Annotated in this window: 16 protein-coding genes and 1 pseudogene; 11 read left to right on the forward strand and 6 right to left on the reverse strand. The window is 71.3% G+C overall.

What is annotated here, in order from left to right:
- Positions 1-509: 509 nt before the first annotated feature.
- Positions 510-1808: a glycoside hydrolase 5 family protein gene (locus MR1_RS06035; RefSeq protein WP_067243970.1), complete on the reverse strand. Its 1299-nt coding sequence runs from the start codon at positions 1806-1808 to the stop codon at positions 510-512.
- A gap of 197 nt (positions 1809-2005) precedes the next feature.
- Between MR1_RS06035 and MR1_RS06040 the strand changes: the two genes are divergently transcribed.
- From MR1_RS06040 to MR1_RS06055, 4 genes are read left to right on the forward strand one after another with little or no spacing between them, the layout of a single operon-like run.
- Positions 2006-3295: an extracellular solute-binding protein gene (locus MR1_RS06040; protein ID WP_067243973.1), complete on the forward strand. Its 1290-nt coding sequence runs from the start codon at positions 2006-2008 to the stop codon at positions 3293-3295.
- A 30-nt stretch (positions 3296-3325) separates the two neighbouring features.
- Complete coding sequence (locus tag MR1_RS06045) at positions 3326-4309, forward strand: carbohydrate ABC transporter permease (RefSeq protein ID WP_067243975.1); 984 nt, start codon at positions 3326-3328, stop codon at positions 4307-4309.
- A complete protein-coding gene (locus MR1_RS06050) occupies positions 4306-5223 on the forward strand; it encodes a carbohydrate ABC transporter permease (RefSeq protein WP_067243977.1) in 918 nt (305 codons plus the stop codon). Before MR1_RS06045 ends, MR1_RS06050 begins: the two co-directional genes overlap by 4 nt.
- The gene (locus MR1_RS06055) at positions 5220-6770 is read left to right on the forward strand and encodes a family 20 glycosylhydrolase (protein WP_067243979.1); all 1551 of its coding nucleotides are present in this window, start codon (positions 5220-5222) and stop codon (positions 6768-6770) included. The genes MR1_RS06050 and MR1_RS06055 overlap by 4 nt, the downstream gene beginning before the upstream one ends.
- On the opposite strand, the gene MR1_RS06060 is transcribed toward MR1_RS06055, so the two are convergent.
- Complete coding sequence (locus MR1_RS06060; protein ID WP_067243981.1) at positions 6734-7675, reverse strand: Lrp/AsnC family transcriptional regulator; 942 nt, start codon at positions 7673-7675, stop codon at positions 6734-6736. The two genes, MR1_RS06055 and MR1_RS06060, sit on opposite strands and share 37 nt — an antisense overlap.
- Positions 7676-7919: 244 nt before the next feature.
- Between MR1_RS06060 and MR1_RS06065 the strand changes: the two genes are divergently transcribed.
- From MR1_RS06065 to MR1_RS06090, 6 genes are all read left to right on the forward strand, one after another.
- Positions 7920-9275 carry an MFS transporter gene (locus MR1_RS06065; protein ID WP_067243983.1) on the forward strand — a complete coding sequence of 452 codons (1356 nt, stop codon included), beginning with the start codon at positions 7920-7922 and terminating at the stop codon, positions 9273-9275.
- A 1-nt stretch (position 9276) separates the two neighbouring features.
- Positions 9277-10950 carry an amidohydrolase gene (locus MR1_RS06070; protein WP_067243985.1) on the forward strand — a complete coding sequence of 558 codons (1674 nt, stop codon included), beginning with the start codon at positions 9277-9279 and terminating at the stop codon, positions 10948-10950.
- A 5-nt stretch (positions 10951-10955) separates the two neighbouring features.
- Positions 10956-12566 carry a thiamine pyrophosphate-binding protein gene (locus MR1_RS06075; protein WP_409366239.1) on the forward strand — a complete coding sequence of 537 codons (1611 nt, stop codon included), beginning with the start codon at positions 10956-10958 and terminating at the stop codon, positions 12564-12566.
- Positions 12567-12580: 14 nt separating this feature from the next.
- Positions 12581-13543 carry an agmatinase gene (speB, locus tag MR1_RS06080; protein WP_067243990.1) on the forward strand — a complete coding sequence of 321 codons (963 nt, stop codon included), beginning with the start codon at positions 12581-12583 and terminating at the stop codon, positions 13541-13543.
- 16 nt (positions 13544-13559) lie between these two features.
- Positions 13560-14543, forward strand: a complete 984-nt coding sequence (locus tag MR1_RS06085) for a C-terminal binding protein (protein ID WP_067243992.1) — start codon at positions 13560-13562, stop codon at positions 14541-14543.
- A 111-nt stretch (positions 14544-14654) separates the two neighbouring features.
- Positions 14655-16220, forward strand: coding sequence for a zinc-binding metallopeptidase family protein (locus MR1_RS06090; RefSeq protein WP_067243995.1), 1566 nt, complete (start codon positions 14655-14657; stop codon positions 16218-16220).
- 6 nt (positions 16221-16226) lie between these two features.
- On the opposite strand, the gene MR1_RS06095 is transcribed toward MR1_RS06090, so the two are convergent.
- The 4 genes and pseudogenes from MR1_RS06095 to MR1_RS06105 all read right to left on the reverse strand — a co-directional run bounded on the left by MR1_RS06095 (position 16227) and on the right by MR1_RS06105 (position 18829).
- Positions 16227-16649, reverse strand: coding sequence for a DUF1801 domain-containing protein (locus MR1_RS06095; protein WP_067243997.1), 423 nt, complete (start codon positions 16647-16649; stop codon positions 16227-16229).
- A gap of 61 nt (positions 16650-16710) precedes the next feature.
- Positions 16711-17292, reverse strand: coding sequence for an HhH-GPD-type base excision DNA repair protein (locus tag MR1_RS06100; RefSeq protein WP_067244000.1), 582 nt, complete (start codon positions 17290-17292; stop codon positions 16711-16713).
- Positions 17293-17318: 26 nt separating this feature from the next.
- Positions 17319-17396: pseudogene (locus MR1_RS20690) on the reverse strand (CGNR zinc finger domain-containing protein); the annotation flags it as partial.
- Between the two features lie 113 nt (positions 17397-17509).
- Positions 17510-18829 (reverse strand): glutamyl-tRNA reductase, encoded by a 1320-nt coding sequence (locus MR1_RS06105; protein WP_067244002.1) that lies wholly within the window; start codon positions 18827-18829, stop codon positions 17510-17512.
- Between the two features lie 295 nt (positions 18830-19124).
- Here MR1_RS06105 and hemE point away from each other — a divergent pair, with 295 nt between their 5' ends.
- Complete coding sequence (hemE, locus tag MR1_RS06110; RefSeq protein WP_067244004.1) at positions 19125-20195, forward strand: uroporphyrinogen decarboxylase; 1071 nt, start codon at positions 19125-19127, stop codon at positions 20193-20195.
- Positions 20196-20299 lie beyond the last annotated feature (104 nt).

Here is a 20299-nt window from a genome sequence, read left to right on the forward strand (position 1 = left end):
TCATGCGGAGGATCGCTCTTCGTGCGGAGGTTCGCGCTTCGTGCGGACGGATCCTGCGCTGTTCTCGGCGGGAAGCGTGCATCTCCGCATCAGGCGTCCGGTGTACCGCCCGTCGCGCGGAGAACCACCGTTGGTTCGGCGTGCCGCCCGTCGCGCGGAGAACCCCGCTTCGCGCGGACGGGTCCTGCGCTGTTCTCCGCGGGAGGCGCGGATCTCCGCATCCGGTGTCCGGTGTTTCTCCCGTCCTTTCGCGACCCGTGGGCCTGAGGATGTCCGGGACGCGGAGAAGTGCCCCTGATACGGACGGATATCGCGCTGGCGTCCGTGTGAAGCGCACTTCTCCGCCGGCGCCGGACGGCTCCGCCCGAAGCGCGGATCTCCGCACGAAGCGCGGATCTCCGCCACGGCGCACGACGCGTCCCCACGGCGCGCGACGCGGCGCCACGGCGCATGACGCGTCCCGATGGCGCATGACGCGTGCCGGCGCGCGACGCGGCCGGGGCGCAGGATCAGACGACGGTGTTCTGGGATGCGTAGTCGACGGCGCCGCGGAGGTCTGGACGGATCAGCTCCGTGATGCCGCGCGCGGCGAGGGCGGCCGGATCGGCGGCGGTGCGCGAGGTGACGAAGGCGGGGTCCGCGCCGTCCGTGCACGCGTCCACCCAGGCCTGGAAGACGGGGCCGCCGGGGCCGAGGGCGCCGCGGCTGAGGGGAGTGTCGTCCTCGTCGACCTCGACGACGATCCCGAGCGTGCGGGCCGGAGCGGGGCGGCGCTCGCGCAGCTCGGGGATGATCTCCGCGAAGCGGCGCCCGATGGGCTTGGCCGCGCCGTCCTGTCCGACGAGCCCGAGTGTGTACTCGAGCTCCGGGAAGTCCGCGAGCTCCCGGCTCACGTCGTGCGAGCACCACCAGGTGATCCCCCACAGGTCGTCCGTGCGGACGGCCGCGCGGACCGTCGCCTCCAGGAATCCCGGCATCTCGTCGGGGGTGAGGCAGTTGGAGGGCGCGCCGACCTCCTGCAGCCAGATCGGGCGGCGGGGGTCCGTCGCGAAGGCGCGCGAGAGCTCGATCATGTACTCGGCGTGCCGGTCGGAGGCGACGGACCGGCCGCCGTAGCGCTGGGCGGTGCCGTTGAAGATCCAGGAGTGCACGGTGGTCATGGCGCCCAGTCGCGAGGCCAGCGCGGGCGTGAACCCGTGCCCGTCCATGTACCAGGCGGCGTCGTACTCGCTGTGCACGTGCTGCTGCGCCGGGGCCGAGCGGTCGGCGGCGTCCAGGAGCGCGGTGATCCATGCCGCGGCCTCGGCCTCCGTGACCGGCCACGGAGAGGGGTGGGTCTTCGCCGAGAACTGGTTGGTCTCGTTGCCCGTGGTGAATCCGAGGAAGTTCCCGGCGTCGCCGAGCGCAGCGCCCAGCCGCTCGACCAGGGCCACCTGCCCGGACACCGCGTCGGGATGGGTGAACATGTTCTTGTCGTGCCAGGTGAACAGCCAGGACGGGATGAAGTCGAAGCTGGAGAGGTGTCCCTGGATCACGTCCACGCTCACGTCGAGCCCGAACTCGCCGGCCGCGTCGACGACCGCACGGACGTCGTCGACGGCGCGCTCGCGGATGAGCGTCCGGTTCGGCTGCAGCACCGTCCACAGCGGGAAGATGCGGACGTGGTCGAGCCCGAGCTCGGCGAGTCCGGCGAAGTCGCGGCGCACGGCGTCGAGGTCCAGCGACATCCAGGCGTGCATCCACTCGGTCGAGGGGGTGTAGTTCGCGCCGAAGCGCAGGGGGGCGTCGGCCGGGAGGTGCGCGGTCATCGCGGTCCTTTCACGGGATCGAGGCTCGGAGAGCGGGTCGTGGTGGCTGAAGGGCTTAAGGGGTCGTGCCTCTCGCGCCGGAATCCACAGTGGACGGGTCATCGTCCTTGTGGCATGCTATGGTCACTATATCGTTTTAGTGACGGGACGCCACCCCATCCGATGGCGCCCCTGGGCCACTTCGAAGGAGAACGTCCATGAAGATCCGAGCGACTCTCGCCGTGGGTATCGCCGCAACGGCCGCGCTGGCGCTCAGCGCGTGCACCGGCGGAGGCACGGCGACCGGGGGAGGGGGAGCCGACGGTGAGGTCACCGGCGAGGTCACCTTCCAGACCTGGTCCCTGAAGAACGACAAGTTCACCCCGTACTTCGACGGCGTCGTCAAGGCGTTCGAGAAGGAGAACCCGGGCGTGAAGGTGAAATGGATCGACCAGCCCGCGGACGGCTACGAGGACAAGGTCCTGCAGCAGGCCGAGTCCGGCGAGCTGCCCGACGTCGTGAACCTCCCGCCGGAGTACGCGTACTCGCTCGCCTCGGCCGGTCAGCTCATGGACCTGAAGACGGAGTCGTCCGTGCTCGGCGACTACGTCGAGGGCGGCGTCGACGCCTACACCTACGACGGGATCGAGGGCTCGTTCGGATTCCCCTGGTACCTCGGCACCGAGCTGAACTACTGGAACACCGAGCTGCTCGGCAAGGGCGGCGTCACCGCCCCGCCGGAGACGCTGCAGGCGACCCTCGACGCGGCGGAGAAGCTCGCCGCGGCGGGCGTCCAGACCATCTCCGACGTCCCGAGCCCGAAGTCGCTGCAGATCATGGTGTCCGACGGCGGCGGCACGCTCGACATCGTCAAGGACGGGAAGTTCGTCTTCAACACACCCGAGGCCGAGGCGATCGTCCAGCGCTACGCGGACCTCTACAAGGCCGGCGCGATCACGCCTGAGGCGCTGCAGAACGCCGGCACCGCCAACGCCAACATCAACAACTTCAACAAGGGCACGGTGGCCTGGGCCACGGCCGGCCCGAATTACATCGACAAGGACATCGCGGTCAACGCCCCGACGCTCCTGCCGAACGTGGCCGTCACCAGCGGGTTCGGCAACCCGCCGCTGTTCGTCCAGGGCATCAGCGTCTCCGCGAACGCCAAGAACCCGGCGGCCGCCCTCGCCTTCGCCGAGTACCTGACGAACACCGCGAACCAGATCGAGTTCGTCAAGCTCGCCGTCGGGTTCTTCCCCGGCACCGTCGAGGCCAACGCCGATCCGTCCGTGTTCGCGGAGACCGCGCAGAACGAGCAGCAGGGCGTCGCGACCGATCTCGCCGCCGCCCAGATGGACAAGGCGAAGATGCTCGGAGCCCCGCAGTTCACCGAGGCGATGGAGACCTACGCGAAGCAGCAGATCGCGCTCGCGGTCAAGGGCGACATCACCCCGAAGGAAGCGCTGGACAAGGCGGTCGAGTACGCCCAGCAGAACCTCGTGGACTGATCGGACGATGCGGAGGGGGCGGGGACGCTCATGAGAAGACAGCGCTGGTACACGCCGTACCTGCTGGTGCTGCCCGGTGTGATCTGGGTGTTCGTGTTCGCCCTGTGGCCGTTCCTGAACACCATCGGTCTCGCCTTCACCGACGCCCGCCCCCTCCGCCCGGCCGAGTTCGTCGGCCTCGAGAACTTCGCGAAGCTCTTCACCGACGACCGCTTCGGTTACGCGCTGACGACGTCGCTCGTCTACGTCGTCGTCTGCGTGCCGCTGCTCACGTTCCTGCCGCTGCTGCTGGCGCTGCTCGTGCACAGCAAGATCCCCGCGATCGGGTTCTTCCGCACGACCTTCTACTTCCCGGTGATCGCGTCGGCCGTCGTCGTCGCGATCGTGTGGGAGTTCCTCTTCTCCGGCAACGGCACGATCAACGAGGCGCTGAAGTTCTTCGGCCTCATCGACCGGCCGATCGAGTTCCTCTCCGATCGGTGGCTGCTGATCGGCTGCGCGATCGGCCTGACCGTGTGGAAGGGGCTCGGCTACTACATGGTCGTCTACCTGGCCGCACTCGGGAACGTCGGCCGCGAGCTGCACGAGGCGGCCGCGATGGACGGCGCCGGCGTCTGGCGGCGCTTCTGGTCCGTCACGGTCCCCGGCGTCCGCGGGCCGATGATGCTCGTGTCCGTGCTCATCTGCGTCGGTGCGATGCGGGTGTTCACCGAGCTCTACATCCTCTCCAACGGCTCCGGCGGGCCCGGCGGCCGCGCCATGAGCCTCGTCATGCTCATCCAGTCGATGGGCAAGGGGTTGAACGGGCAGATCGGCTACGCCTCCGCGATCTCCCTCGTCCTGTTCCTGCTCACGCTCGTGCCCCTGGCGGTGGTGGGCATCGCGAACAACGGCGACATGATCCGCGAGGCCCTGCAGAACCGGCGCACCCGACGGGACCAGCGGGCCATGCAGCGCGCCGACCGCGCCGACCGCCGTGCCGCCGCGCGCACCCCCGAGGAGGTGTCGGCATGACCGCCGTCGAGACCCGCCCGCGCTCCGCCGCCGCGGAGAAGCCGCGCCGCGACCGCCCGTACCGCGTGCGGGGATCCGCGGACATCATGAAGCCCTCGCTCGCGGGGCTCATCGGCAAGTATGCGCTGCTCGTCGTGATCCTCGGGGTCATGGTCTTCCCGTTCCTCTGGCAGCTGTCGACCTCGTTCAAGGGGCCGGCCGAGAACATCTACGACTTCCCGCCCCAACTGATCCCGAGCGAGCCCACACTCGACAACTTCGCCGAGGTGTTCCGCACGATCCCGGTGCTCGACTATGCATGGCACTCGCTGCTCGTGGGCGTCGGGACCGTGCTGACCAACATCGTGTTCGCGACGCTCGGCGGCTACGCCCTCGGATGCCTGAAGTTCCGCGGCAAGGGGATCGTCATGGCGATCTTCTTCTCCACGCTGCTGCTCCCGGGCGAGGTGACCCTGACGAGCCAGTACCTGACCGTGAAGTCGCTGGGGCTGGCGAACACGCTGTGGGGCGTCTTCCTCCCCGGTGCCATCGCTGCGATCAACGTCCTGCTGATGACGGCGGCCTGCCGGATGATCCCGGCCGACACGCTCGACGCCGCGACGATCGACGGCGCCAACACCATGCAGCGCCTGCGCCACATCGTGTGGCCGAACATCCGCGGCATGGTCTCCGTCGTCGCGCTGTTCGCGTTCATCGGCGCGTGGGACGACTTCCTCTGGCCCCTCGTCGTGCTCTCGGACCCGGCGAACTACACGCTGACGGTCGGCATGCAGTACCTCAGCTCGAACTTCTCGGCCAACCCGCGCGTGATCGCGGCGGGCACCATGATCGCGCTGGTGCCGATCATCCTGCTCTTCGCCGTCCTGCAGAAGCAGTTCTTCAAGGGCGTCGAGGAGGGGAGCGTCAAGGGATGACCGCGCCGCTCTGGCACGCGCTGCCCCAGCCGGCCGCGTTCACGTCGAGCGGCGGGACATGGCGGCCGAGCGGCGTCAGGGTCGTCGCGGACGATCCGCGTCTGGGACGCGAGGCCGAGCGCCTCCGCGCCGACCTGCACGCGCAGGGGATGCTCGAGGGATCCGCATCGCTCGTGCGGCTGCGGATCGATCCGGCGCTCGCCGCGGGCGCGGAGCGGGGAGCGGAGGCCTACCTCGTCGAGGTCGGCGACGACGTCGTGGTCCGGGGCGCCTCACCGAGCGGCGTGTTCCGCGGCACCCGTCAGCTTCTGCACAACCTGCGAGCCCAGGGCGGGGTGCCCCGGGGGCGCGCGCACGGCAGCCCGGCGGTGACGGAACGCGGTCTCCACCTGGACGCGGGGCGCAAGCACTTCGGGGCGGCGGGCATCCTCGCGCTGCTCCACGACGCGGCGGACATCGGCATCAACGTCCTGCAGTGGCATTTCTCCGAGAACGAGGGGTTCCGGCTGGAGTCCGCGGCGTTCCCCGAGATCGTGTCTTCGGAGCACGTCACCCGCGCCGAAGCGGCACGGATCCTCGCGGTCGCGGCGGACCTGCACGTGGAGATCGTCCCCTCGCTGGACATGCCCGGCCATCTCCGCCAGGTCCTCTCCGCCCATCCGGAGCTGCGCCTGCCGCCGGGGATCGACGGGTACGGCCCGGACGCGCCCCCTCCCGCGATCACGGGCACGGACCACGCGCTCGACATCGCCCGTCCCGAGACCTGGGACTTCGCGCGACGCCTGATCGACGACATGCTGCCGGTGTTCCCCGACGCCCGGCGGTGGAACCTCGGCGGGGACGAGTTCGTCGACTTCGCCCGCATCGACGACCATCCCGGCCTCGCCGCGGCCGCGCGGGAGCGGTTCGGGCCGGACGCCACCGGATTCGACCTGCTGACCGCCTTCGTGAACGACATCGCCGCGCACCTGCGGTCGCGGGGGCTCGAGCCTCGTGCCTGGAACGACGGCATGCTGCGCGGCGCCGTGGTGTCGCTGGATCCGTCCGTCGTGCTGACCTGGTGGACGAACTGGAACGCCGGGATGCGCCCGCTCGCCGATGCGGTCGCCGCCGGCCACGGGATCGTGAACGTCAACGACGCGCTGTTCTACTACGTGCTGGGCGAGAACGCGGGGTACCGATACCCGACCGCGGCGCGGATCTGGGAGGCCGACTGGCACCCGGGCCTGTTCCCCGATCTGCCCGCGGCCGTCGGCGAGGAGCGGCGCCAGGAGCTCGCCGCGCCCTATCCGCCCCTCCTGCGCGGCGTCTCGTTCGCGATCTGGTCGGATCGTCCGGACGCACAGACCGTCGACGAGGTGAGCGCGGGGATCCGTTCGCCGCTGCGGGCGATGGCCGAACGGGCCTGGAACGGCGGGACCCGACTGTCCCTGACCGAGTTCATCGCCCTCGACGCGGCGATCGGCGAAGCGAGGGCGTCGTCCGAGGAGGCGGCGGGCGGACGCGGGGATCAGGCCGACACGACGCGGCCCAGCGACCGCGCGTAGTCCTCCTTGACGACGTCGAGGTGAGTCCAGGTCTCCAGGCCCCCGACCTGCGGCAGCGTGCGGATCTCCTCGAGCACCCCGAGCACGCCCGCCGTCGACGAGCCGCCGATCGTGGCGATGAAGTCGTAGCTGCCGTGCGATCGCGCGGCGAAGTCGATCGTCCGCGATCCGAGGATGTACTGCCGTACCGGGTCGGCGTCGCCGTTCACCGCGATGCCCACCCCCACCGCCACACGATTGCGAGAGAGCCCTCCCGAGGGGATCGCGGCGATGCGGATCACACCGGCGTCGATGAGGCGCTTCACCCGGGAGCGGACCGACGACGGCGAGAGGTGGACCGCGTCGGCGAGCGCCCGGTAGCTCACCCGACCGTCGTGCTGCAGCTCGGCGACCAGGCGGTGGTCGAGCTCGTCGAGGACGATCTCGGTGCGCGAGTCCGCCACGAAGAACCCCTTGAGCACTTCGGCGTAGGTGGTGACCCTGACCCGGTGCACCGACCGGATGCGCCGCACCCGGTCGAGCATCTCGTGCAGTCGCCCATCGTCGCCGTGGCGGGATTCGAACACGAGCGGATACGCCCCGCTCACCATCGACACGAACACCGCGTCGTCGAGACGGGCGATCTCCTCGGCGACGGGTCGGGCCGGACCGGTGATGCTCACCATCGCGTGGACGAGCACGTGGTGGCCCGCGAAGCCGGGATCGAGGGCGGCGACCACGCGCAGCCCGCCGCGCTCGGTCAGCAGGCGCAGGCGCTGCGAGACGACGTCGCGCGGGCGGTCGAGCAGGTGCGCGAGCTCCTGGATGCTGGCGCGGCCGTTCTCCTGCAGAGCGTGGATGAGCCTCCCGTCGAGATCGTCCGTGTCGCGATCCGGTCTGCGCGGCGGGACGCCTGCTGCGCTCATGGGAACCCCCGAATGTGCCGCTCGCACGAGATGGCTGAAGAAGCCGGATCTGCCACGGGTTCGTCGCAGATCGGCGGTGATCAACAGGATTCTATCCGCGAATGGCGTTCGTCCGCCCCGAGTGATGGGCAGAACAGCGGTCGGCCGCCTCGTTCCAGCGAGCATCTGCCTCCGCACGCGCCTATAGTCGGCTCAGCTCGAAGGACATTCGACCGCCTCACCCGACAGAGCAAGGGAGCCCTGTATGTCCACCTCTACCGCCCACCCGCCGGTGCATTCGCACCGCCGGGCCCTCCGCGCCGGCTTCGCCGCGATGGCGGGCACCTCCATCGAGTGGTACGACTTCTACGTGTATGCGACCGCCGCGGCGATCGTCTTCCCCCAGGTGTTCTTCCCCGAGGTCGACCGGGCTCTGGGCACGCTCGCCTCGTTCGGCACCTACGCCGTCGCGTTCTTCATGCGCCCGCTCGGCGGCATCATCTTCGGCCACATCGGCGACAAGCTCGGGCGCAAGCCCGCCCTCACCATCACCCTGCTGGTGATGGGCGTCGCGACCGTGCTCGTCGGCTGCCTGCCGGGCTACGCGAGCATCGGCATCACCGCCCCGATCCTGCTGATCGTCCTGCGCATGGCACAGGGCCTCGCCGTCGGCGGCGAGTGGGGCGGCGCGAGCCTGATGTCGGTGGAGAGCGCGCCGCCGAAGTTCAAGGTGTTCTACGGCGGATTCACGCAGCTCGGCAACCCGCTCGGCGCCCTGATGGCCTCCGGCGCGTTCTGGATCCTCGCCGCGATGGGCGACGACGCCCTCGTGGAGTGGGGATGGCGGGTGCCGTTCCTGTTCAGCATCGTGCTGATCGGCGTCGGGCTCTGGGTGCGCTACCGCGTCGAGGAGACGCCGGTCTTCGAGGAGAAGATCGAAGGGCACAAGCAGTCCACCCCGCTGCTGTTCGCCGTCAAGAACAACTGGTGGCCGATGCTGCTGGGCTTCTGCATCATCGCCATGTCGTCGGGCGGATACGTCATCGCCACGACCTTCGTGCAGAACTTTGCGACCAGCCCCGAGGTGGGCATCACCGCCTCCGTCATCCTGGGGGCGATGACCATCGCCTCGCTGGTCGAGACGATCGTCACCCTGCCGCTCGCCTGGCTGGGCGACAAATGGGGCGGCAAGTCGATCATCTACCTCGGCGTCATCCTGTCGTTCGTCGTGTTCATCCCGCTGGTCCTGGTGATCCAGAACCACCAGATCGCCCTGATCTTCATCCTGGTGTCGGTGCTGCGCCTGACCCTCAGCGGGGCGTGGGCGTCGCTCTCGACGGTGATGGCGCAGATGTTCCGCCCGCAGGCGCGGTACACGTCGATGTCGCTGTCCTACGGCGTCGGCGCCGCGGTGTGGGGAGGACTGTCACCGGCGATCGCGACCGCCCTGCTGGCGGCGACAGGCAACTTCTGGTCCGTGGTCGGATTCTTCGGTGTGCTCTGCCTGGTCGCCCTGTTCGGCACGTTCTTCGCGCCGCAGCACTCCGACACGGCGCCGGTGACCCAGTCGCTGCGCGCCCGCACCGACACCACCGCCATCCGGAACATCGAGAAGGGCTGACATGCGCAGACTGGCCACCTACGACGCCCGCGACGCGGCGGCGACGATCATCACCGCGAAGACCATCCGCACCGTCGACGAGCAGCGCCCGCAGGCCGAGGCGATGCTCACGGCCGGCGGCCGGATCCTCGCCGTGGGGACGATCGCCGAGGTCGAGTCGGCTGCCGAGGCGGCCGGTCTGCAGCACGCGCGCGTCGACCGGCCGGGGGCGACGATCGTTCCCGGGTTCGTCGACGCGCACGCGCACCCGCTGATGTACGGGCAGATGCTGACGTGGGTCGACATCGGCCCGGACAAGGCCGGCTCCATCCCCGAGATCGTCGCGCTCATGACCGAGCGCGCGGCGACGCTGCCCGCGGGGGCACCGCTGCGCGGCTACGGCTACGAGCAGCGCAACCTCGCCGAGCGTCGGCACCCCACCCGGCAGGAACTGGACCAGGTCGCCACCGACCGCGAGGTGTACATCATGAACGCCTCCGGCCACGGCGGCGTGGTGAACAGCTTTACGCTGGAGAAGTACGGCATCACCCGGGACACCCCCAACCCCGAGGGCGGCGAGTTCTTCCGCGACGCGGACGGCGAGCTGACCGGCGAGCTGTCGGACGCCGCCTGCAACGTGCTCACCGGGCTGCACGGCGTGAAGGTCGGGCACCACGGCCCGAACTTCCATCTCGGCGACGAGCCCGCCGAGCACCAGCGTCAGCTCGACGCGGTGCAGCGGGAGTTCCTCGCCGGCGGCGTCACGACGATCGGCGACGCCCAGGTCTCGCAGCGCGAGTTCGCCGCGTATCTGGCTCTCGCCGACCGCGGTGCCCTGCACCTGCGGGTCTCGATGTACTTCCTCTCGCATCTGCTCGACCAGGTGATCGATCTCGGCCTGACCGGGCCGTTCGGCAACGCCTTCCTCTCCGCGGCGGGCATCAAGCTCTACGCCGACGGCACGCTGGGCGGCTGGACCGCGTACTTCCCCGAGGGGTACGTCGGCGATCCGTGCCGCACCGGGCAGCTCTACCACCAGCCGGAGGAGTACGCCGGGCTGGTGAAGAAGGCGCACCTCGCCGGTCTGCAGACCGCCACCCACGCGCAGTCGCCCACCGCGATCAGGATGGTCGTGGACGCGCTGGAGCAGGCGCTCGCGGCTCGCCCCGACACCGACGCCCGGCACCGCATCGAGCACTGCGGCCTGCCCGACCCGGCGGAGATCCGGAGGATGGCCGAGCTCGGCATCCGCCCGGTGAACCAGACCCAGCACTACTACAACTGGGGTGAGGGCGTGGAGCAGGCCATCGGCACCCCCGGTGAGCGGTTCAACCCGCTGGGCGAGTTCCTCGCGGCGGGCGTGCCCGTCACGATCTCCTCGGATGCCCCGGTCGCCGAGCCCCGTCCGCTCGAGGCCATCCAGGCGGCGGTGACCCGCGTCACCCGTCGCGGTCACAAGCTGGGGCCGGACTCCCTGCGGATCAGCGCCGAGCAAGCTCTGCGCGGGCACACGCTCGAGGGCGCCGCCTCGCTCGGGCGCGACGACGAGCTCGGCTCGCTGACGCCGGGCAAGCGCGCCGACTTCGTCGTGCTCGGCGGCGATCCGCTCGAGACCGACGGGGAGGAGATCGCCGCCATCCCGGTGCTCGAGACCTGGGTCGACGGCATCGTGAAGCATCAGGCTCAGGAAGGATGAGCGGCATGGAAACCGTCGTGAAGCGCACCACCGGCTGGGTGGTCATGGAGGTCCTGCGGGGCTACGGCATCGACACCGTGTTCGGCATCCCCGGCACCCACAACCTGGAGTTCTACCGGCCGCTGCCGGCCCTCGGCATCCGCCCGGTGACGACCCGGCACGAGCAGGGCGCCGGCTACGGCGCGGACGGCTGGTCGCTGCAGACCGGGATGCCGGGGGTCGTCGTCACCACGAGCGGCCCCGGCCTGCTGAACGCCCTCTCGGCGGCGGGCACCGCGTACTGCGAGTCGCGGCCGATGATCATCCTGTCGCCCGGCCCCGCCCGCGGCAGCGAGTTCGCCGACGTCGGCACGCTGCACGAGACCAAGGATCAGCTGGCCGCGGCCTCCGCCGTCGTGGAGTGGGGGCGCCGCGTGTCCAGCGCCGCCGAGGCCGTCGCCGCCGTGCACGACGCCTTCGCGCTGTTCGCGACCGGGCGGCCGCGCCCGGTGTACATCGAGGTCCCGCTCGACCTGCTCGAGGAGGAGGCCGAGGGGATCACTCCCGACGACATCGCCGCCCGGGCGTTCCCGCCCCCGCCCGCGCCATCCGACGACGCCGTCACCGAGGCGGCCCGGCTGCTGAACGCCGCCACCGACCCCGTCATCCTCGCCGGCGGCGGATCGCGCCGCGCCGGCGCGGCGCTGCGGGCGGTGGCCGAGCGCCTGGGCGCCCCGGTCGTGACCACCGCGAACGCGAAGGGCGTGCTCGACGAGCACCACCCGCTCTCGCTCGGTGCCAACCTGCGCCTGGCCGCAGCCCGCGACCGCGCCCGCGACGCCGACGTGCTGCTCGTGGTCGGGTCCAAGCTCGGCGAGGCGGAGCTGTGGGTCGACAAGCTCGACGCCCGCGGCACGGTCATCCGCATCGACCTGCTCGCCTCGCAGATCGACAAGAACCAGAACGCCGATGTGGGCATCGTGGGCGATGCCGCGGCATCCCTCTCCGCGCTGCTGACCGAACTCGGCGACGGAGCTCCGCGCACAGGCGGTCGCGTCGCCGAGACCCTCGAGGCCGTGCGCGCCGAGGTGCACGAGCTGTCGCCCGTGAACGCGGCGCTCGGCGAGGCGATCGCCGCCGCCCTGCCCGCGGACGCGATCGTCACCACCGATTCGTCGCAGATCGCGTACTGGGGCCTGATGAACGTGCTGCGCGTGCCCAGGCCGAACTCGATGCCGTACATGGCGACGTACGCCACCCTCGGGTACGCCCTGCCTGCGGCGCTCGGGTCCCGGCTCGCCGACCCCGGCCGCCCCACGTTCGCGGTGACCGGCGACGGCGCCCTGATGTTCTCGCTGCAGGAGATGATCACCGTCGTCGAGCAGCGCCTGGACGTCACCGTGATCGTCGTCGACAACGGCGGCTACGCCGAGATCCGGCAGAACGAGGCGGATGCCGGGATCTCCCCGATCGGTGTCGACCTCGTGCAGCCCGACTGGGTCGCGCTCGGCACCGCGTTCGGCGGCACCGGGCGTCACGTCGCCTCCGCCGCAGAGCTCGCCGATGCCGTGCGGCAGGCGCGGGCCGACGGCGGCCTGCAGGTCATCCACCTCGACCAGTCGACGTTCGCCCTCTGAGACAGGAGCCCTTCATGAGCAGCACACCGATCGGCCCCGCGGACGCCTCGAAGACCCCGCGCTACGCGGGCCTGTCCACCTTCGCCCGCCTGCCCCGCATCGAGGACGTGGGCGAGACCGACATCGCCGTCGTCGGCATCCCCTTCGACAGCGGCGTCAGCTTCCGCCCCGGCGCCCGGTTCGGCCCGGAGCACGTGCGCGCGTCCAGCCGCCTGCTGCGGCCGTACAACCCCGCGCAGGACTTCTCCGGCTGGGAGGCCGTGCAGATGGCGGATGCCGGCGACATCGCGGCCAACCCGTTCCACATCCACACCGCGGTCGAGCAGATCGCCGAGGCCGCGACGGAGCTCGGCGAGCGCGTCGACCGGATCCTCACGATCGGCGGCGACCACACGATCGCCTATCCGCTGCTCAAGGCGATCAGCGCCAAGCACGGTCCGGTCGCCGTGGTGCACTTCGACGCGCACCTGGACACCTGGGACACCTACTTCGACGAGCCGATCACGCACGGCACGCCGTTCCGCCGGGCGTCGGAGGACGGCTTCATCGACCGCACGGCGTCGATGCACGTCGGCACCCGCGGCCCGCTGTACGGCAAGGGCGACCTCGAGGATGACGAGCGCCTGGGCTTCTCGATCATCACGAGCGAGTACGTGGAGGAGCACGGCGTGCCCGCGGCGATGGCGCGGCTGCGGCAGCGCATCGGAGACCGGCCGCTCTATGTGTCGGTGGACATCGACGTGCTCGACCCCGCGCATGCGCCGGGCACCGGCACCCCCGAGGCGGGCGGGCTCACCAGCAGGGAGCTGCTGCGCATCCTCCGCGGCCTGGCCGATCTGAACATCGTCGGAGCCGACGTGGTCGAGGTGGCCCCGGCTTACGACCACGCCCAGATCACGGGCATCGCCGCCAGCCACGTGGCGTACGAGATCCTCACCGCGATGGCGCGCGCGATCGTGCGCGGACGCGGCGAGTGAGGGGACGGAGAACGAGATGACCGACGAACGGCCGCTCGCCGTCTACACCGACGTCGAGGACACCGACCCGGCACCCGGCATCGCCCTGCTGGAGGCGCACGGGTTCGAGGTGCGGGTGCTCGGCACCCGAGACCCGCAGCGGATCATCGACGGCGCGCGCGACGCGGTCGCCCTGCTGCCGGGCTACGCCTCCGTCACCCGCGAGATGATCGAGGCGATGCCGAACCTCGAGATCATCGCGCTGATGTCGATGGGCTTCGATTACGTCGACCTCGATGCTGCCACCGAGCACGGGGTCTGGGTCACGAACGTGCCGGGCGCGGCGACCGAGGAGGTCGCCACGCACGCGCTCGCGATCATGCTGCACAGCCTGCGGCAGCTGCGGTTCTACCTGGCCAGTGCGAACCCCGCGGACTGGAACGAACGGGCGTCCTGGGCGCCGCCGCGCCTCAGCGAGCGGACCCTCGGCGTCATCGGGCTCGGCAGGATCGGCCGTGAGCTCGTCCGCCAGGCGGGTCCCCTGTTCGGACGCGTGCTCGGCTACGACCCGCTGATGCCCGACACTCCGGAGGTGCGCGCCGATCTCGACGCCCTCGGTGTCACGCGCACCGGACTCGACGAAGTGCGCGGGGCCTCCGACGTCCTGTCCCTGCACCTGCCGCTCACGCCCGAGACCGCGCACATGGTCGACGCGGAATTCCTCGCCGGGATGCCGCAGGGGGCGCTGCTGGTGAACGTCTCGCGCGGTGCGCTCATCGACGAGGAGGCGCTCGCCGCATCGCTCGACGCCGGGCACCTCGGCGGCGCCGCCCTGGACGTGCTCGCCTCCGAGCCTCCGCAGCCGGGGCATCCGCTGGTCGGCCGCGACGACGTCGTGCTCACGCCGCACATCGCCTACTTCTCGGAGCGCACGGAGATCGAGTACGTGCGCATCCAGGCGCAGAACGCGGTGACGCTGCACGAGACCGGCGCCCCGGATTCGCCGGTCAACCGCCCCTGAAGCCGTCCCATCCCCAGCCCGGCCGCCCGGGTCGCGCTTCCCGTCGCCGGAGCTCCCTCCGACGCGACCGAAGCGTCACCGGAACGGCCCTCCGACCGAGAGGAAACCGTCATGCCGCACCTGATCGACGAGGCGAAGCAGTGCGCCCGCGCCTGGATCGACGAGCATCTGCCCCGCCTCACCGAATGGCACACCCACATCTGGGAGCTCGCCGAGCCGGCCTGGCGCGAGTACCGCTCGCAGGCGTGGTACGTCGAGCTCCTGCGCGCCGAGGGCTTCGAGGTCGAGGACGGCTCCGCCGGGATGCCCACAGCCTTCAGCGCAACGTGGCGCAACGGCGACGGCCCGACGCTGCTCACGTACGCCGAATACGACGCCGTTCCCGGCAACAATCAGGCGGCGACCACGACGGAGACCCCGCGGGACGGCCTCAGCCGCTTCGCGCCGGGGCACACCGACCCGCACTCCGTGCTGGGGATCTCGACGCTGGCCGGTCTGCTCGCGACCAAGCACGCCATGACGCAGCACGGCATCGGAGGCACGTTGAGGTACACCGGGGAACCGGCGGAGAAGATGCACGGATCGAAGGTCGTGCACGGTCTGCGCGGCTACTACGACGACGTGGACGCGATCGTGTCCTTCCACCCGTTCTACATGCTGCCGCTGTGCAACACCGCACGCTGGGACACCCAGTGCGGCGCGTACTACAGCAAGGTCTACACCTTCGTCTGCGACCGCCCCGAGACGTGGCAGCTCTCCAGCGCCGACCCGAACTCGCCGATCCCGGCATCCCACTCCGCGGCCAGGGCGCCGGGCGCGAACGTCGCGCTGACCCAGATGTACACCGCATCCCGGACGATGCTCGACTCCATGCTGCCCGCGACCGGGGGCTGGAGCTTCTCCGACGCGATCCTCAGCGACGGGCAGGCGACGGCCGACAATCTGCCGCACCGGGTGGCGCGGCTGCAGTTCTCCTGGCGCACACCGGATGTCGAGATGGCCGAACACATCCTCGCCGTGCTCGACCGCAACGCGGCCGCTGCCGCGACGATGGCGCACTGCGAGCTGGAGGAGCGCTGGATCGCGCGTAGCCGCCCCGGCCGCACGAACCACGTGATGGCCCAGACGCTCTACGCCAACCTCGAAGCCGTCGGGGCGCCGGTGTACGGGCCGGAGGCGGTCGCCGTCGCTCAGGACATCCAGCGGGCGCTCGGGCAGGAGCCGAGCGATCATCCCTTCCTTGCGGAGACCGAACAGCTGATCGCTCCGCAGGAGGCCGAGCGGATCCTGCGCGAGCACATGCCGGCCTGGCAGCGGAACTGGACCAGCGACGACTATGTGGAGATGTCGCACTACGCACCCCTGGTGCGGTTCTACGTGTCGAGGCCGGCCCTGCGGCCGGTGGCCGGAGCGGGACCGTACCCGGCGTGGGTGATGAACGCGCTGGGCGGCATCCCCGAGACGATCGCGCCCACGATCGTGACCGCGGGGAAGACGATCGCCGGCACGTTCCTCGACCTGTTCCTGTCGCCGGAGACGCTGGAGGCGGCGAAGGCGGAGTTCCGTCGCCGCACGGAGGCGGACCCGATGCCGGCTCTGCTGCCCGCCGACTTCGAGGCGCCGATCGACCTGCCCTGGCCGGACTACTCCGGAGCGGGCGAGCACCGGCACTGGTGAACGTGCTCAGCCGGTGACGGTGAGCGCCGTGTGCTCGTCGCCGCCGTTCTCGGCCCACCGCAGCGATGCGGACAGGATGCCCCGCAGAACGTCCAGGTCCACCTGCTCGAGATCCTTGATGTAGAGGCACCCGACGCCGGTGGTGTGCGGGCCGAGACGGGCGAGGTCGTCCGCATGCGCGGCGGTCGACGCCAGGTACACGGCCGAGGCGGCCTTGCGGGGCGCGAACGCGAGCAGCGGCATGTCGCCCTCGGTGCCGGTGGGGTAGCGGTAGTGGCAGCTGCCGAACCCCACGATGGTGCCCCACAGACGCGGCTCGCGGCCGGAGACCTCCTGCAACAGGGCGGTCAGGGTCTCGGCGTCGCGCCTGCGCCCGGCAGGTGTGACGCCGGCCAGGAAGTCCTCGACGCTGCCGCCGGTCGGCTTCACGACCCGGCCTTCGCCGTGGGCTTCGGCTCGCTGCGCCCGCTCACCCCTGAGCTCGCCCGCATCAACGCTCCTTCGTCGCATTGCTCCGGGCGGCCTTCATCGCCTTCTTGTGCTCGCGGACCTTGGCGAGGGACTCGGGGGAGACGATGTCGGCGACGGATCGGAAGGACCCGTCCTCGCCGTACGGCGCCGAGGCCTCGCGCCAGCCGGCCCCCGTGAAGCCGTACTGCTTGCCGAGGAGCGCGAGGAAGATCTTCGCCTTCTGCTCGCCGAAGCCGGGGAGCGCCTTCAGCCGCCGCAGCACCTCTGCGCCGTCGGGGTCGCCCTCGGTCCACAGCGCCGCGGCGTCCCCGCCCCAGTCGTCGACGATCGTCTGGCAGAGGGTCTGCACGCGCGTCGCCATGGATCCGGGGAAACGGTGCACGGACGGGGTCTGCCGGAAGGCCTCCAGGAAGGCGTCCGGATCCATGCCCGCGATCGCGGCGGCGTCGGCCGCGCCGGTGCGCTGCTCGATCTTCAACGGCCCTGCGAACGCGGTCTCCATGGGCACCTGCTGATCCAGGAGCATGCCCACCAGCAGCGCGAGCGGGTTGTTCGTGAGCAGGTCGTCGGCGGCGGTGTCTCCGGTGATGTGAAGGGCCATGCCTCCAGTGTGGCATCCCCCCTCGCCGAGAGCCGTGCCTTCTTCCCCCTGCTCCCGCAGATGGTCATCGGGCACCACCGGCGGATTTCGGGAGGGAACACCATCGCGCGGGCTCAGGCACACGCGGGGGATCAGGCGCTCGGGGCGCGCAGGTGCCTGATGCGGCGCGTTCGCCTGATGTCGCGTGGACAGGTGGGGACGGGACGCGGGGCTCGGATCAGGCGGTCTCGGCGGAGCGGGCGTCCTCGTCGGGGGTGAGGCCGAAGAGGGTCTCCAGCGCCGCGGAGAACTCCGCGCCGCGACCGGCGGCGGCGAGCTCGTGCGCCCGCGAGGTGGGGGTGTGCAGCAGCACCCCGGCGAGGTGGCGCATGGCCTGCTCCACCCGGCCGTCCTCATCCCCGCGGCGGCGCGCGCGCTCGATCTCTGCCTCGAGCAGGCCGAAGATGTGCGAGCGGAGGGACACGACCGCGGGCGTGACGCTCTGCCGCTCGCCGACGACGTGGAACGTCTCGGCCGCCTCGCGGACGATGGAACGGGCGGCGTCCGTCGCCTGCAGCTCCTCCAACGGGGCGTGCAGGCGGATGGTCTCCAGATCCAGCAGCGAGACGCCCTCGATGCCCGCGACGTCGGGGGAGACATTGCGCGGCATCCCGAGGTCGATGACCAACTGGGTCGGTGTCGACGAGGATACGGCGTGCACCGGGCAGCCGGGCGCCGCGGAGGACGCCGGCAGGTCGCGACCCGCGCGCAGCACCTCGGCATCCAGCACCGCGTGCTCGGCCGTGGTGCAGGTGATGATCAGGGAGGCCGAGGCCGCCGCGCGGGCGTACTCGGTCGCGGGCAGGGCGCGGATCCCGTGCTTCGCAGCGAAGGCCTCGGCGCGGCCGGACGGCGAGTGGACGGCGATGTCGACGGCGCCGCGCTCGCGGAGGGTGGCGAGGGTGACGGCGGCGTACGCGCCCGTGCCGATGAGGAGCACGCGCTCCGCGGACCAGTCGGCGATGCGGCTGTCGGCCAGCTCCAGGGCGAGGCGGACCAGCGAGCGCCCCGCGCGGCCGAGCGCCGTGACGTTCTTGACCTTGCGCTGCGCCTGGCTCGCCCGCTGGAACAGACGCTCGAGTTCGGGGGAGGTGGTGCCCTCGGCGCGCGCGGTGGTGAGCGCGCGGCGCACCTGACCGGCGATCTCGCCCTCGCCGGAGACCACGGACTCGAGGCCGGACGCGACGGCGAAGAGGTGCTCGGCGACGCGCCGGCCGCTGTGCACGACGTAGGCGCCCTCGAGGTCCGCGGGGGTGACGCCCGTGCTGGCCTGGACGGCCTCGAGCACCGCCTCGACGCCGATGGCACCGGCCGCGGTCACGGGCTCGTCCATCTCGACGTACGCCTCGAAGCGGTTGCACGTCGCCAGCACCACGGCCCCCTGGACGCACTCGGCCGTCTCGGTCAGGCCGGTCGCGATGCCTTCGGGGGTGCGGCTGAGGCGTTCGAGCAGATCGAAGGAGGCGGTCTTGTGACTCGCCGTCACGCACAGGAGCACCCTCCGAGTCTACGGCGCGGATCCTTTCCGCGGCCTGGACGCCGTCATCCCGCCGACACGGGGCCCGCTATCCGCCCCCGGTCTCCGCCGTTCTCGTCTCCGCCCGCCACGGTCCCGATCTGCACATCCGGTCCCGATCTGCACAGCGATCGGGGCAGAGCGTGTGCGGATCGGAGCGACGTGTGCAGATCGGACCGGACGGACCGGACGGGACGGGAAGCCCCACGGATCGGGACCGAGCAGTCGCAGCTGAACACCGAGGAGTCGCATAAGAACGGGGTGCGAGGATGGACGCATGGCCCTCCCGGATGCCCCGCTGCTGCGCGCCCTCGCGGGCGATCGACCCGACCGCACCCCCGTCTGGTTCATGCGCCAGGCCGGGCGTTCCCTGCCGGAGTACCGGGAGCTGCGGGTCGGGACGCGGATGCTCGACGCGTGCCTGACGCCCGAGCTGGCCGCGGAGATCACGCTCCAGCCCGTGCGCCGTCACGGCGTGGACGCGGGCATCTTCTTCAGCGACATCGTCGTGCCGCTCCGTCTCGCCGGCGTGGAGGTCGAGATCGAGCCGGGCCGGGGGCCCGTCTTCGCGGCCCCGGTCCGCACCGCCGACGACGTCGCGCGCCTCACCGCGATCGATCCCGAGGCGCTCGACACGTCCGCCATCGCGGAGGCGGTCCGGATCGTGACGGCGGAGCTCGGTGAGACGCCGCTGATCGGATTCGCCGGTGCCCCCTTCACGCTGGCCGCCTACCTGGTCGAGGGCGGACCGTCGAAGGAGCACCTGCGCGCGCGGGCGATGATGCACGCGGACCCGGAGTCGTGGAACCGGCTGGCGGGGTGGCTCGCGCGGCTCTCGCGCACCTTCCTCTCGGCGCAGCGCGACGCCGGCGCTGCGGCCGTGCAGCTGTTCGACTCCTGGGCGGGATCCCTCGCGCCCGAGGACTACCGCACCTTCGTCGCCCCGCACTCCGCCGCCGCGGTGCGCGGGATCGGCGCGCCGGTGATCCACTTCGGTGTCGGCACGGGGCCCTTCCTCGGCGACATGCGCCTCATCGGCGCCGACGGCGCACCCGCGGCCGACGCGGTCGGCGTCGACTGGCGGATGCCCCTGGACACCGCCGCGGGGATCCTCGGCCCCGATGTCACCGTGCAGGGCAACATCGATCCCGCTCTCCTCACCGCGCCGTGGCCTGTACTCGAGGAGCAGGTGCGCGAGGTCCTGCGCCGAGGCCGCAGCGCCCGCGCACACATCCTCAACCTCGGACACGGGGTGCCGCCGGAGACCGACCCGGCGGTGCTGACCAGGATCGTCGAGCTGGCGCGGACCGTGGACGCCGAGAACGCCGCGGAGGCGGAGCGCTCATGACCGCGCTCCCCGGTGACGCCCCGGAGCTCGCCGAGCGGGCGGCGGCCGTGCGCGTCGCCGTCGTCGGCGGCGGGGTCGCCGGGCTCGTCGCGGCCAAGGAGATC

The organism is Microbacterium resistens NBRC 103078, from assembly GCF_001552355.1.
Lineage (GTDB): Bacteria > Actinomycetota > Actinomycetes > Actinomycetales > Microbacteriaceae > Microbacterium > Microbacterium resistens.

Bases quoted from the DNA above. Each gene is read 5' to 3' on its own strand.
- MR1_RS06035 (WP_067243970.1), bottom strand. From the start codon at position 1,808: ATGACCGCGCACCTCCCGGCCGACGCCCCCCTGCGCTTCGGCGCGAAC.
- MR1_RS06040 (WP_067243973.1), top strand. From the start codon at position 2,006: ATGAAGATCCGAGCGACTCTCGCCGTGGGTATCGCCGCAACGGCCGCG.
- MR1_RS06045 (WP_067243975.1), top strand. From the start codon at position 3,326: ATGAGAAGACAGCGCTGGTACACGCCGTACCTGCTGGTGCTGCCCGGT.
- MR1_RS06050 (WP_067243977.1), top strand. From the start codon at position 4,306: ATGACCGCCGTCGAGACCCGCCCGCGCTCCGCCGCCGCGGAGAAGCCG.
- MR1_RS06055 (WP_067243979.1), top strand. From the start codon at position 5,220: ATGACCGCGCCGCTCTGGCACGCGCTGCCCCAGCCGGCCGCGTTCACG.
- MR1_RS06060 (WP_067243981.1), bottom strand. From the start codon at position 7,675: ATGAGCGCAGCAGGCGTCCCGCCGCGCAGACCGGATCGCGACACGGAC.
- MR1_RS06065 (WP_067243983.1), top strand. From the start codon at position 7,920: ATGTCCACCTCTACCGCCCACCCGCCGGTGCATTCGCACCGCCGGGCC.
- MR1_RS06070 (WP_067243985.1), top strand. From the start codon at position 9,277: ATGCGCAGACTGGCCACCTACGACGCCCGCGACGCGGCGGCGACGATC.
- MR1_RS06075 (WP_409366239.1), top strand. From the start codon at position 10,956: ATGGAAACCGTCGTGAAGCGCACCACCGGCTGGGTGGTCATGGAGGTC.
- speB (WP_067243990.1), top strand. From the start codon at position 12,581: ATGAGCAGCACACCGATCGGCCCCGCGGACGCCTCGAAGACCCCGCGC.
- MR1_RS06085 (WP_067243992.1), top strand. From the start codon at position 13,560: ATGACCGACGAACGGCCGCTCGCCGTCTACACCGACGTCGAGGACACC.
- MR1_RS06090 (WP_067243995.1), top strand. From the start codon at position 14,655: ATGCCGCACCTGATCGACGAGGCGAAGCAGTGCGCCCGCGCCTGGATC.
- MR1_RS06100 (WP_067244000.1), bottom strand. From the start codon at position 17,292: ATGGCCCTTCACATCACCGGAGACACCGCCGCCGACGACCTGCTCACG.
- hemE (WP_067244004.1), top strand. From the start codon at position 19,125: ATGGCCCTCCCGGATGCCCCGCTGCTGCGCGCCCTCGCGGGCGATCGA.